Here is a 13,899-nt window from a genome sequence, read left to right as displayed (position 1 = left end):
ACATCACTCCTACTTCCAGAAAAATGGCGGGTAATCATCCAGGTCGCCACGCATATACCTGGCCAACAACATCGCTTGCGCGTAAGGAAGAAGTCCAACAGCAATCTTCTCTTCAAAAAATGGATGATAAATCTCGTCCCGCTTCCTCTGCTGCCACTCCGTCAAAACAAGCTTTCTGGCCTCATCGATCAATATAAACGCCCCGGACTCCTTCTCTACAAAGTCATCCTTGGTCACCTGTTTCCGGTTGATAAGCGTCAGCGCCGTTCTATCCGCCATATAGACCCGAAACTCCTCCATCAAGTCCAACGCCAGGCCATTCCGCCCCGGACGATCCCGATGCAAATATCCGGCCTGAGGATCAAGTCCGACCGTCTCCAGTGCATGAGTAACATCATTCGCAAGCAACGTGTACAGAAATGATAGCAGTGCGTTCACCCGGTCCCGAGGAGGACGTTTCACTCGGCCCCTAAACTCGAAGTCCTCTTTATTTGCCAAAATTTGCTCTGGCAACACCGAAAAATAATGCCGCGCCGCCAGTCCTTCGATTCCTCGCAGTTCATCCAGTGACTTTGCCTTCACGACTTCCCTCATTTGCCGATCCAGCCACGTCACAACTGACTGACAATGTTCCGCCTGAATACGTTCTGCGTAGTCACGGAGCGTACGCTTAACGGACACTCTTGCATTGACAAGCTTGGAATAGATGAACCGTTTCGCCAGCAGCAGCGACTGGTCCTCCCTGTCGCACCAGCGGTACTGCGTACGCCGCAGGTGAATATTGCCGGATACCTCACCCGTCACCCGTGCCTTGAACCGGCCCGAGGGCGTCAGAAACACAAGTGAAATTCCGTTGTCCACACATAAGTTCATCGCTTCCGGACTGACGCCGACATAGCCAAAAATAACAATCGACTCCAAATTAATTCGCGGCACCTGCAATTCCTTGACGCCTTCAGCGCTTACAAGCAGTGTTTCGCCTCTCGCCCTCAGATAGGCATTTTCCATCGTGATATACAAGGTGTTCAACAATCGCCTCATTGTCTATGCCCTCCGATCCACTGCTCCACATAAGCGGCAGCCGACTTTGCACCTCTGCTGCTCCACTTCGGCTGGCATAACGATACAAGCGAGCATTGGCGGCAATGCGTCTTGTACACCGCCTTGGGCGTCCGTGACTCCGCATGCATTTTCGTCATTTCAACCGTAATTTTCGCTACGCGCTCCCGCAGTCCAGAGGTAAGTTCAATCTTCTCGCGCTTCCTGACCTCGTGATAAAATATTTCTCCCTCAGAAATGGATACACCCAGCATTTCCTCCAGACAAATTGCCTGCGCGCATAGCTGAAGCGCATCGCGGTCATCTCTCTTCGGCTTACCCCGTTTATACTCCACCGGTATGACCGACCAATAGCCTGCACGCCCTTCCAGCACAACCGTTGCCGACGAAGGCTGCTCCTGCCGTCTAAATTCCACCATATCCGCCGTCCCACGAACGCGCAAAGCCTCGGATACAAGCGGCATAGAACGCACCACCCTTTTGTCTCCCCGCGTCTCGTCAAATTGCGGATCGTCCACCATACGATGCACATCGTTGCCTTCTGTCGTCAGCACATTTTCTTTCCACTGTTGCTCCACATGAATAAGCGCCCACTGTCTAGGGCAAAAGGCGAAATGCTGAATGCCCGACAGCATCAGATAATCGTCAGGTTCCAATGCCGTAACCGTCATATGAACCTACAGCTTTTCCAAAATACGAACCCCGTCAGGAGCCGCGTAAATATCAACGACATAATCGTCGAAAGAGCGAGGAATATCCGATCCCGGCTTGCGGTATACCTGGACGAGTTGGAACAGCTTATGCGCCGGCGCGTTGCCCAGCCGGGTCTCATGCTCGAATACGATCAGCTTCTGTGCAGCCATCTTGCCCCTTGCAGCCGAGCGGTCATGGTCGAACATGTTGACAAGCGCACTCCACAGCAGCTCCAGGTCCTCTTCACCAAAATTCGTCTGATTCGCCAACGGCGCGGAAATAAAGCCTTCCATTCTGTACAGTCCGTACGGAACGATGCTCTTGCGTCCCATCGTGCGCTCCTTCTCCGCGTCCTTCTCGTTCGTCACCGCCATCCGCGTAATCGTAACATCCATCGGCGAGATTGGATCGATGCTCCGCGCAAAGCTGAACTGCACTGGTCCGCGCACTTGCCCGCAATTGACTCCGGTCGTCATGACCGCGCCGAAAGCGCGAATATCGTAGTACTTGTCGCACATCCAGCGAGCTAGCGTCTGCTGGTCCTCTCTTTTCTTAGCGGCCATCTTGTCCGGCTTGTTGTCCTTCAATTCCATGTCCGGATGATGGAGGAAGGCTTCTTTGTTCAAATTGTTCAGCACAGCGGCTTCCTTGACATAAATACCGTATGAATCCCGATCACCCTGCGCCAGTTCAATATAGTTGCGCACTTTACGCTTGATGGACACATCTGTTACAAGCCCGCAACCAGTCTCTGGATCAATGCGTGGCAGGTTGCCTGCATCTGGGTCGCCATTCGGATTTCCGTTTTCTACATCGAACAACAGCACAAATTCATACCGTTTTGAAAGCGGTGTTTTTTCCGGCATAATCAAATCCCTCTCTTTCCAAATATATAGTGCTATTCGTGCGTCTCCGTCTGCTCAACCTGCTGCAACGCATCCGCAGGCTCCGATGATGAAGATGTATAGAAGCTTTGCCGCTTATGATAATAGCCGATGGCAAATATGCCCTGCTCCTCCAATGTGAGACGGCGGGGGAAACGGTCCGGCAGCGAACCCATCACATCCTGTATCAAATGGTTGTTGTAGCCGCCCCATTTCTCGTCCTTAGACACATGATGCTGGGCCAGATAAAGCAGCCGTGGAAATACATTAGCCGGGGAAGCCGATGCCGCTCCCCAGAAACGGTCGCGAATCGTTGCGTTAATGCCTGCTCCTAATGCGCTCGCCTGTGTCTTCTCCAAGCAAGCGAACAGCCTTCCCAAATTGTACGCCACGTTCGTAGAATCTTTATTTTCCGCCACTGACAATTCTCCTTCCATCGTCTTGTCTTGGTTGCTCCGGTAAGCTCGAAGCAAATATGCCTTGATCATCGCCGCCCGAATGCTGCCAATTTTGTACAATCCTTTGCGCGGATCGTCCGAATCCACCCTGACGCGATTCATCAGCTGGGCGAACACCGCCTTCGAATACGGCAGTCCTTGCAGGATCGAGCGGAGCATCTGGCCTTCCATATTGGGCGGGATGTTGCTCCAGTCATGACCGACGGCCAGCTCCTTCAACAATTGCCGCACCGTTGGCGTTCGATCCAGACCGACAATGGCAAGATCCTTGTAATGGCGCCACACTCGCTCCCCGATCTCCCCAAGCGTACCTTTGTAGAAGAAACGAATGGACAAACGCGCTGCATTAGGCGATATTCCCAACACGTAAAACGTTGTCTCAAAATGTAAATCCCCGAATGTATCCCGAAACTCCTGGCCGTTCCGCACTCGGGACATCGCACTTTTCACCCGCTCGCGCACGCTGTCGGGATCGGGCGGCTGCCCGTTCTCTCCATCCCCGTCGCCTTGATACTCCTGCATCAGGCTTGCCAGGAAGATCTGCTCATGATCGAGCGACGACTCCGCCCAGAACACAACTGTCATATCGTTCATTCTGACGCGGTGCCTGGGATCGGCAAGCAATTTGTTCAGCACATAACCGTAAGCATCGGCCGCTTTCTTCGAAGTAGGCGCATTAAACGACTTCTCCCTGCCGAAGGAGATAAACGAATCTTTGTTGAACGATACAAGTGCTGCTCCTGATGATTGGGCTCCGACTACATTTTTGATGTTGGGGTGCAACCGCGCAATTTCTCCTACGGATACAGTTTCACCGGATACAAGACATCTCTGCGTCACATCGGAGTGGTCCGTATCGGCCTGTGCCTTCAAATAGCGCTCCCACGCCTTCTGCAGCAAACGGTTGTCTTGCAAGAAGCGGCCTGTTGGCGCATACTTCAGCACGCACAGTCCGCCTGACGAAAGCAATGTGCGTACATCCTCTCTTAGCAACCTTTCGAACTGTCCTGCCAATTCCTCCGTATCCCATTCTATGAAGCGCAACAAAGCCTCCAACTCCGGCGCATCGGCATCCGTATCCGCATAAGCCAGCACCTTGCGCCAGAGCGACTGCAGCTCTTTGCGACACGTTTCCCGCAGCGAAAGCGCCGCCCCGAACAAATAGTCTGCCTTGTCGCAGAGAAAATAGGGGAAGACATTCACAGATCGCTTCACCTGCTCTGGCACATTAAAGGTTCTCTTGATCGGCTTCCCCTTCTCGTTCACATAAGAAATAACGTCAACAACCGTACCGCTCTCATCCAGATGCACTTCGAACGAAACGTCAGCTGCGGAGTAGCCTTCCCTTGGCATGTTATCGCCGTCCTGCCCCAGCAAAATATGATAATAAGAATGAAGCGCCTGTAAAATCATCCGATCACCTCCCGGGGACTCGGAACGCTGATAACTCCATCCACCATTTGAGCCCGGAAGAAATACGGCGTTACCTCCTTGACCTCCCCCTTCTCATCCAATTGGAAGGACTGATCGTATAGCATGTATCCAAGATCAACGGTTCCTTGATGCGGATTGGAAGGTACTGTTGGCGTTCCCTCTATCAGCTCAAAGCTAACGGGAAACTCCCGTGTCCCAAAATACGGTCGATGGAAGCACTGACCCTGCCGCGCTCTTCGCAGAAAAATGTTGTAATGCTTTTCAGGACTTTCTTCACTTCCGCGCCGGTCCGTCATTTCAAAGTGAGCTTCAATGATATACTCCACATTTCTAAGCACCAGGGACGCTCTCTGCTGCCGCTCCTCCGAGGCGTAAATCGCCGCTTTCCGCGCAGAAGCTTTGGTTTCCACCTCATTACGCCGAATATTCTCGAAGCGGATAGGCTGCAGCACATGAATCCGGTCCACGATCCAGCGTATGGCCGGCTTCCAGTGGATGGCCTCCAGTATGCCTCGCGCCGCCGATGGCGTTATTACATCGTAGCTAACCCTCTCCACCTTCATCTCCGGCCTTGTAAAGCAAGCATAATCGCCCCAAACCTTCAACTTGATCCCATACCCCATTGACGCAACTCCTTCCTAAAATAATAAAACCTCATGCTCCACCAAATCCTCAGGCTGAAGCAAGCCCGTCTCTTTGTTGTAATAGGCGCTTTCCGTTAAATAAAGAACGCCACCGCTGCTCGCAAGCAGATCAGCTCTGAGCATGGCAGCCAGCTCGAATTGATAGACCTGCACCGAGTAAGTCTGCAGCTTGCGCATAATACCAGCGGGATGAGCACTGTATCTCAATGCCTCAATGGCTTCCGTCGCTTTGGCATCATAAGGAACGACGATACTTTGCATCTGACCATCAATAAACTGGAATCGATCCGCAATCTCTTCATACGGAATTTGGAGATTCATATTTTTGAGGCTAAGTAGCTCCATGATGCCTTTATCGTCCGTTTTCTGGAGAACGGTGTTGTCATTGAATCCATAGATTCGGTCAAAATAGTTCCGCATGGCTGACAGCGAAAGCGCGTCACCCTCATACCGCAGTACATGCTGCGCTTCCGCCGCCGTCTCCTTCATCCAACCTTTTGTCGGCATGCCGTGCCGCTCCGGGTAAAATACACGCACCTCGCCCAGTACCGCCCCCCCTTCGCGATTGCATCTGCCAGCGGCTTGCGCAATGGAATCCAATCCGGCCATCGCCCGAAACACCTTAGGGAAGTCGACATCGACTCCCGCTTCTATTAATTGCGTGGATACGACGCGACATGGCAGCCCTGCCGCCAACCGTTTCTTTATCTCCTCCAATATGCTCTGGCGATGGGATGCGCACATGCGGCCACTCAAATGATAGATGCCATCTATATGCAGCAACTTTAGATGTTCGAACAGCAGTCTGGCATGCTTGCGCGTATTGACGATACAAAGGACTTGTCCCGCATCCGCAATCCAGTCCACGACAGTTTCGTCAGTGACTGCATCGTCGACTGCACCGTAAACGGAGACTTGAACTCTTTTGAACATATCCATTAATTGCACGGGTGTCGGATCATCCAAAATTTCTTTAGTTTGAACTCCCAGCTTGTCCCATGGGGGCTGTGTTGCCGTACATAGCACCACCGAACACTGGTAATGCTCCACAAGCTCCTGAATCGCATGCAGACATGGCATCACATAGCCTCGCGGAAGACTCTGTGCCTCATCGATCACGATGACGGAGCCGGCAATATTGTGCAGCTTGCGGCACTTGCTTCTTCGGTTCGAGAACAACGATTCAAAAAACTGAACAGATGTCGTGACGACAACAGAAGCATCCCAATTTTCCGAATTCAGCTTGAGCAACCGTGCTTCCTTCGGATCATGATTCTCTTCGTACTCTTCCATATTGAAATTGCTGTGATGCTCAAGTACGGCATCTTCACCAAGCGCCCTCCGAAACACTCTCGCATTCTGTTCTATTATGCTCGTAAAAGGGATGACATAGATGATGCGGCGTAGTTTGCAAACCTTGGCATGCTCCAAGGCGAAAACCATAGACGATAGCGTCTTGCCGCCGCCCGTCGGCACCGATAGCGAGAACAGTCCTCGGGCCGACTGGGCCTGCCGTCGACACACATCTTGGATTTGCCTGCGCTGTCTGTTGATTTGGGTATCTTCGGCCTGCTTGAAAGGACGCAGATAATTGTTCAACCGCTCCAGCAATTGTTCCATCGACGGTTGATTTCGTTCCTGTATCATAAGACGGTCGGCATCACTCGCGAAATCTCTCGTATCGATAGAATCCGCATCGACTAAGCAGGAATACAGCATTCTGCCAAGAAAACTGTATTTCCAAGCTAAAAGGTGCTTATGCTTCAGCAGCAGCTCCGGTTGAAAGACTGGTGGAATCGGTACCTTACCCAACGGAACTTGTATTTCGTCCCATGCGGAAGACCATGACGGAATTTCGGCATCGCTCTTGGACACGCGCTTCTTGAATGAACCCTCTTCGTCCCGAGTACCGTAGTTTTGCAGGCCGCCATGATGACCAGAAATAGACATCGCAGCCAGCGTCGCCAAATATGCGGCCGCACCGCTCGTTCCAATGTGCCTGCTGTACGACTGCTTGTCCAGCATCCATTTCGCTCCCGCAGTAGAATGATCTACCCGCACATTTTTCCCTCTCACCCGTTCCTGGAAAAGCTCTGAATATTTGCCGACATCATGCATGAGGCCGATTATATAGCCCAATTGGCCTAGTCCAAATATATCCGCGTTGCTTTTGCACCTTTCCGCAACCGCTTCCAAATGGATCTTCAATAGCTGATAATCTCCGTTGTCCTTGCTGTGGGCGTAAAATTCCATGGATCTCCTCCTGTCAAAAAAGGGATGCACATAGATATTATTGTTGGAATTTGTAGCAAACTGTAACAGGATTAAATGAACATTTCTACGCCTAAAGTCTCATTCCTTTTAAATTTAATTATTTTTACACAAATGATAGATTATGGTACAAATTGCGGCACCCAAACCATTTCTAGCCCCACCCATTTGTTAGAGCTTCGAATTTACGTCAAACTTGATACTCCTTTATTTACAATAAAAAACGGCATCTCTGCCGTTTCCGTAGTTAACATTATGATGGAACATAGCCGGATCGAACCGCTTACCTCTACATTGCCAGCGATGCGCTCTCCCACAATAGTTTGTTTCACTCCCCATAAATCCGAAACAAACTAAACGACACATAATGAACGAGGCACCTGGAACATCGTTTTATTATAGTGAGAAAGTTATGCACCCCACAAGTTTACCCCGCCAACAGGACTGCTGCTAAAAAGACGAACTGAAGCACTGTACGAAGAAGTAGCTTAGGTACAGGTCTCCCCCCAATCGTTAAGGACTCTCTGGCCGCACGCACATTGGCTGGGAACATCGCCACCAGCAGCACTGCCAAGCCTATGGAAGCCGCCTGAGAGGTCGCAGGGAACAGAATGCCGATGGCTCCGGCAATTTCCAGCAACCCGGTAGCTGTCACGATCCAACCTGGCTTCGGAAAAATCGGCGGAACCATGCGGATTAGGTCAGGACGTTTTGCCCCCCAGTGGGCAGAAGCGGTAAGCAGCAGCATAACGGCTACCGCTCCCTGAAGCGAGGAATGCCACCCTTCGAAATAAGACAAGCCGATTAGCCCGAGAATCTTGAACAGCAGAAAAGCTCCGACAAGCACGTAAAAAGGCACCATTTTCATCTCTCCCTTTAGGAATCTGCTTATAAAGGAACGTGACGAGGGTCAGACCCTTGTTCTATTCGTTGTTGTCCCAGCTTTTTAGAAGCCTGTCACTGCCAAGAGGTATACTATCAACCATCACGATGGGCGGTCGCCGTAATGGCGATGCCGAAAACTGCCCAAGAGCGAGAAGTCTCACGATACTCCTTGGAGATTTTGCCGCTTTTGATGTGGTGGAAGCCGTAGCGAATCATTCTGAGCTGCAACGGAATAAGTACGGCTAACCAGGCTAGTTTTTATCTTTATGCCGGGCACTTGGTGTCTATATGCCAATTATAAAATACCGACCGTCGGTTTGTAAATAGGCAATTTCTTTTTTGGAGATATTTATCATTGCGCTTTTCTTCTCCTCATAAAATTGAAGTATTTTAGGGAACCATGCTATTTTAGGTTCCTAAGATATGCTCATAGAACGTTTGAATCACAACAAAAAAACGGCATCTCTGCCGTTTTGACGATTAAGTATGGTGGAGACAAGGGGGATCGAACCCCTGACCTCTTGACTGCCAGTCAAGCACTCTCCCAGCTGAGCTATGCCCCCACGATAAAATTAAAGCTGGTATTCATTTTTTGGTAGTACATTTGACCAGCTCGGACTCCCAGCTGAGCTAATGCCCCATTATGTATTCTTCAGCGATATTACTGCCTCAGTGCTCTAAGTATAGCACACCGCCCGTTTACACTGCAAGCGAAAAAACAGGAAAAATTCCCACTCCTTTTGAAAAATCCTTCGGCCATTCCTTCGCCTTTTCATTTAAAGAAGGGAGTCGTTAGTTTGATGACCTGATGGTGTGTCAGCTGTGCTAATCGTGCTTTCTTTTTGGGGAGCAGCCGAGTGGCGAAGAGGAATAGGGGGCAAAACTGGTGGGTGACCCTTCCGCCCCAGTTGCTCTCTCTGACTCACCCCACCAAGCCGCAAACATTTACTCCCCAGACCCCTTACCTGCCTCCCTCTCTCTTCCCACGCCCTACTCTCCCAACTCCCCCTCCATAAACTTCATCAAATAAACCTCCGGCCGCTTCATAAATTCTGCAAAGCTGGCCAGGTCGGCATATTCCTGGTGCTCCTCGTCGTAGCAGCCGATCATGCCTTTTTTCTGTGGGTTCCATACCAAAACCAGACCGGAGTAGTTGTCGACGCAGGCGGAGATGCGCAGCAGCTTTTTGCGACCGATTTTCATTTCGACTGTATCTGTCAGGGACAAAAAATCGATGTGCTTTATCTCGAAATCATTGTCTGCAAGCTTCACGTGCAAGTTGTCTCCGGTGAGGAAGGCGATTAGCTCGGCGGACAGCTTGTGCTTTTGCAGTTCGTATTTTCTGTTCTCCAGATCATGCAGCTCGGCGGGCTCCAACGATTTTAAATAGGCGGCCAGTTCGTCCTGCTTGTTGCTGACGGCAATCGTGTAAGGGCGCTCGCCGCCTTTTTCCGCGAGGGTGACGTCTGCGCCGCGCTCGACCAAGTATTTGACCATGCCGACGTTGCCCATGCGGGTTGCGACGGTCAGCGGTGTTGCCTTGTACGGATAGACCATGTCTGGCTGATTGTAGTTGATGTCTACGCCATGCTCCAGCAAGTAATCGATTGTTTTGCGGTCGTTGTCCGCTGCGGCCTTGCGCAGCACCTCTCCCGCGTGCTGTCTGATGTTCAGACCGAGCTCGTGGATCAGCGGGATATTGCTTTTTTGGCCGTAGTAGGCTTGCTCATATGCGCCGGATTTGACCCGGTTCAGCATATCCATGCGGGCGCCTTGCTCTGCGATATAGCGAACGATGTTTTCTTTGCAATAGCGGACAGCCAGCAAAAAAGCAGGCTTCTCTTTCGCATTGAGGTTGGCGCCGTGTTCGACGAGAAGCTTGACTACTTCCAGCTTCTCCGCCATTAACGCCAACTCCAGCGGGCTTACTGTCGTGTATTGGCTCAAGACGATTTCTTTTTCCAGATCCCAGCCGGCTGCCAAGGCTGCCTGCAAAGCGTCGACATTTCCTTCGTAAATGTGCGCTGCAATCTCTGGCAACACCTCAAAATTCCCTAAGTCCTTGATCTTGGGCATGTGTGGCCCCTCCCTTTTCTCTTTTCCCTAAAAAAAGGGGGTCTCCTGCCGAATACTCGGCTGATGAGACACCCCCTGGAGCTAATGCTTCTATAGATCAGATCTAGCGTACGGTTACGACGATTGGCGTTTTCTTGCCGCCGTAGCTGACGTAAATGGTAGCTTTGCCGGAGCCAGTCGCCTTGATGATCCCGTCCTTCACGTCTGCTACGAGCAGGCGAGAGGTGGTCCACAGGGCTGGCTTCGTGACGTTCGCTTCCGTGCCGTCCATGTAAGTAGCGATCGCGCTGACTTGCTTCGACTCGCCTTTGCTCATGACGACTTGAACGACGTCTGTTTTCAAATATTTCAGCGTGTCCACATCGACCGGGATGCTCACGCTCTTGTCGCTGTATTTGGCGCTGATTGTCGCTTTGCCGAAAGCCAGACCTTTGACCAAGCCTTTGGATACGTCGGCAATTTTATAGTTGCTGACCTTCCAGTCTGCCATGTTCGTGACGTCCATCGTGCGGCCGTCTGACATGGTTGCGGTCAGGGTGATTTGTACCCCGCCACCGTTTGATTTCAGGCTGACAAAGCGCTTGTCCGCCTCCAGCTTGGTCACAATGCCTACTTCTACCGGAAGCGATACAGACTTGCTTCCGTATTTGAAAGTGATTGTCGCGCGACCGTTGGCAAGCCCACGCACTTTGCCGTTTTCCACATCCGCTACCTTCAGGTTGGTCGAGGTCCAATCTGCGGTTTTGGATACATCGATAGTGGCGCCGGAAGCGTCTGTCGCTTTCAATTCGATTGAGGCCGTGTCATTGACGTTGATGATCAAGATTCGCGGATTGATGGTCAAGGTCTGTGCCTGGTCTACCTCGACCGTCACGGTCACGCTCTTGCCTTCAAAAGAACCTGTGATCGTCGCTTTCCCGGAGCCGATTGCTGTAATTTTGCCTGCGTTCACTTCGGCTACTGCCGCAGAAGTGGACGTCCAAGTCGCTTGCTCATTGATGTTGTTTTTGACTGTTCCATCCGCATAAGTGGCGGTCAGCTTGACTTCCTGGCTGTCGCCTTTGCTTAAGACCACCGACTTTTTGTCTACCGTCAAAGATTGCAGGACACCGACCGATACCGGAATGGTGATCGAGCGTGTGCCAAACGTCGCTGTGATCGTTGCGGCACCCGTCGCTACACCTGTGACCAGACCTTGGCGCACGGTTGCAACTGCTGGCGCGCTGGATGTCCAGGTGACTTTTTGTGTCACATCTTCACTGCTTGCGTTCGGGAAGGCAGCCGTTACTGTGATCTGCTTGACGTCGCCTACCTGAATTGCCACTTTGGAAGGATTCGCTGTCAAGCTTTGCGGTACATCCACGTCTACCACGAAGTTCGCTGTCTTGCCGCCGTATTTCGCCGTCAATGTCGCGGAGCCCGCTTTGTAAGCCGTAATGGTTTTCCCGCTGGCAAACACGATGTCCGGTTGATCCGAGGACCATTCCAGCTTGTCCGTAATATACTCACTTTGTCCATCTGCAAAATAAGCTTTTACCACTACGTTGTTGCCATTTGGTGCCGTTCCTACTTCCACGCTTTTGCCGCTTTGCATCGTCAGGTAGGACGGAATGATATCCAGCGAGCGCGGCACTTCTACATCAACGAGAATTTGCACCGTTTTGTTGCTGTATTTCGCCGTAATGACGGCTTCGCCTGAAGCTACGGCATGAATTTTCCCGTTGCTGTAGTAAGCGACGTTTTCCTTGTCCGAGGACCATTCTGCCTTGTCCTTCACGTCGACAGGAGTGGTGGAGTTGGCATAGGTAGCTTCCAGCTTGACCGTCTGCTCTGCGCCAACTTTCAAAAAGACGTTTTGTGGCGAAACGACCAGTCGTTGCGTATTGTCCACATCCACCTTGATCGTAGCTGTTTTTGTCCCGTATGTGGCGGTAATGGTGGCAGTACCCGCGCTGTAGGCGGTAATTTTTCCTTTGATGGCGTCTGCTACTGCAGCGTTGTCAGAAGACCATTCTGCTTTTGCAGCGACATCCTTATCTTCGGAGCCATCCGGATAAATCGCGGTCAGCACGATGTTTTGCGATTCTCCCAAAAGCAGCGACAGTTGGGTTTTGTCCGGGTCGAGTCGATGCGCAATCTCGACGCTTACCTGCATGCTTGTAGACTGACTGCCGAACTTGGCAGTAATCGTTGCCGTACCGGAGCTAAGCCCTCTGATCTTGCCGTTGATCACGGTGGCGACGGCCGGCTTGTCGATCGACCAGTCTGCTTTTTCTGTTACTTTTTCCGGTTCGCCTTCGCTGTAATACGCAGTCAATTCAACCGTTTTCTCTTCCCCGATGCGAGTGTTGACCGACTGCTGATTCAACGACAGCGCCTTGACTTTTTTCGTGACGGTTACATTGACGATGGCTGTCTGGCCCATATATTCCGCAGTAACTACGGCGTTTCCAACAGCCTTGGCCGTAATTTGTCCTGAGTAGACGTTAATCACTTTGCCCTGGTCAGGGCTTTGCCAATTCGTCTTTACCGTAACATCTTCTGTTTTTCCGCTCTCGTAAAGGGCTGTGGCTCCTACGGATACCGTGTCACCCAACTCTACCGTTACCTCGTTTTTGGTCAGCACCAGGCGGTTGATTACTTCCGCAGCCAATCCGACCCCTGCGCTCCCGGTTCCCACAAAAAGCAGGGCGGCCAGAAACAAGAGCATTGTTTTTTTCCAGAACATTGCCAGCCTCCTCGCAAGTATGACATTTGCTGTTTTTCGAAACCTTTCCACCATTACTATATCGGCATTTGCGAGAAATAATTTACCAGTGATTTATGTCGGCCATGTGTCGAAGGGTGTAACTAGACAGCTGTTTCCACGTCTAATGAAAGAGAAAGAACTAGCATTTGTGCGAAAAAGAGAGATACAAGGGAGCAGCAAAAAAATGAAGAATCTAGCAAAACGACTGCAAATATTTTTTCCGCGAAGAGTTTTGGTCGCGTTGGCTATCCTTTTTCTGATCGGCGGAGTGTGGATCGGCTATCATTGGTGGCGGATTGAACAAGCAGCCGCACAGGCGATTCCTCGCCATGCCGATATCGGAATTGTCCTCGGCGCTGCTGTGTGGGGGGAAGGCCCCAGTCCCGGACTGCGCGAACGACTGGAGGAAGCCGTCCGGCTGTACGAAGATGGGTACGTTTCCACTTTGCTGGTCACTGGCGGGCTTGGTGAAGGCAAGACGCGAACAGAAGCAGAGGTCAGCCGCGAGTATTTGATCGCCCACGGCGTTCCGTCCGGGCAGATTCTCATGGAAGACGAATCTACCAGTACATACGAAAACCTGCTGAATAGCCAGCAGGTTTTGGAAAAGCACTCTATTCGACATGTGTTGATCATTAGCCACGACTATCATTTGGCGCGGGCGATGACGATGGCTGAATCGCTGGGAATCAACGCCTCTCCCGTCGCCGTCCATTCGCACGTCCTGTTTGGACCGTACCATCGCG

9 protein-coding genes, 1 tRNA gene and 1 pseudogene are annotated in these 13,899 nt (G+C 51.5%); 1 reads left to right on the top strand and 10 read right to left on the bottom strand.

Annotation, left to right across the window (positions count from 1 at the left end; genetic code table 11):
• Positions 1–9: 9 nt before the first annotated feature.
• The 10 genes from cas1c to EDM60_RS04835 form a co-directional block, all read right to left on the bottom strand.
• Positions 10–1,041 carry a type I-C CRISPR-associated endonuclease Cas1c gene (gene cas1c, locus EDM60_RS04880; protein WP_063229213.1) on the bottom strand — a complete coding sequence of 344 codons (1,032 nt, stop codon included), beginning with the start codon at positions 1,039–1,041 and terminating at the stop codon, positions 10–12.
• The gene (gene cas4 / locus EDM60_RS04875; protein WP_208715191.1) at positions 1,038–1,730 is read right to left on the bottom strand and encodes a CRISPR-associated protein Cas4; all 693 of its coding nucleotides are present in this window, start codon (positions 1,728–1,730) and stop codon (positions 1,038–1,040) included. The genes cas1c and cas4 overlap by 4 nt, the downstream gene beginning before the upstream one ends.
• Positions 1,731–1,736: 6 nt before the next feature.
• Complete coding sequence (gene cas7c, locus EDM60_RS04870; protein ID WP_122962943.1) at positions 1,737–2,618, bottom strand: type I-C CRISPR-associated protein Cas7/Csd2; 882 nt, start codon at positions 2,616–2,618, stop codon at positions 1,737–1,739.
• Positions 2,619–2,650: 32 nt separating this feature from the next.
• Positions 2,651–4,507 carry a type I-C CRISPR-associated protein Cas8c/Csd1 gene (gene cas8c / locus EDM60_RS04865; protein ID WP_122962942.1) on the bottom strand — a complete coding sequence of 619 codons (1,857 nt, stop codon included), beginning with the start codon at positions 4,505–4,507 and terminating at the stop codon, positions 2,651–2,653.
• Positions 4,504–5,151: a type I-C CRISPR-associated protein Cas5c gene (gene cas5c, locus EDM60_RS04860; RefSeq protein WP_122962941.1), complete on the bottom strand. Its 648-nt coding sequence runs from the start codon at positions 5,149–5,151 to the stop codon at positions 4,504–4,506. Before cas5c ends, cas8c begins: the two co-directional genes overlap by 4 nt.
• Before the next feature lie 15 nt (positions 5,152–5,166).
• On the bottom strand, positions 5,167–7,425 hold the full coding sequence (gene cas3, locus EDM60_RS04855) for a CRISPR-associated helicase Cas3' (protein ID WP_122962940.1): 2,259 nt from the start codon (positions 7,423–7,425) through the stop codon (positions 5,167–5,169).
• Positions 7,426–7,870: 445 nt separating this feature from the next.
• Positions 7,871–8,305, bottom strand: coding sequence for a DoxX family protein (locus EDM60_RS04850; protein WP_122962939.1), 435 nt, complete (start codon positions 8,303–8,305; stop codon positions 7,871–7,873).
• A 510-nt stretch (positions 8,306–8,815) separates the two neighbouring features.
• Positions 8,816–8,891, bottom strand: a tRNA-Ala gene (locus EDM60_RS04845).
• A 427-nt stretch (positions 8,892–9,318) separates the two neighbouring features.
• Positions 9,319–10,404 carry an ankyrin repeat domain-containing protein gene (locus EDM60_RS04840; RefSeq protein WP_122962938.1) on the bottom strand — a complete coding sequence of 362 codons (1,086 nt, stop codon included), beginning with the start codon at positions 10,402–10,404 and terminating at the stop codon, positions 9,319–9,321.
• A gap of 103 nt (positions 10,405–10,507) precedes the next feature.
• Positions 10,508–13,132 carry an Ig-like domain-containing protein gene (locus EDM60_RS04835; protein WP_122962937.1) on the bottom strand — a complete coding sequence of 875 codons (2,625 nt, stop codon included), beginning with the start codon at positions 13,130–13,132 and terminating at the stop codon, positions 10,508–10,510.
• A gap of 19 nt (positions 13,133–13,151) precedes the next feature.
• Between EDM60_RS04835 and EDM60_RS04830 the strand changes: the two are divergent.
• Positions 13,152–13,877, top strand: a pseudogene (locus tag EDM60_RS04830) (YdcF family protein); the annotation flags it as partial.
• Positions 13,878–13,899 lie beyond the last annotated feature (22 nt).

The sequence above is a fragment of the Brevibacillus parabrevis genome (genome assembly GCF_003710905.1).
Taxonomy (GTDB): Bacteria; Bacillota; Bacilli; order Brevibacillales; family Brevibacillaceae; genus Brevibacillus; species Brevibacillus parabrevis.
The sequence above is the reverse complement of the archived record's forward strand: the minus strand, read 5'-3'. Positions and strand labels throughout refer to the sequence as shown.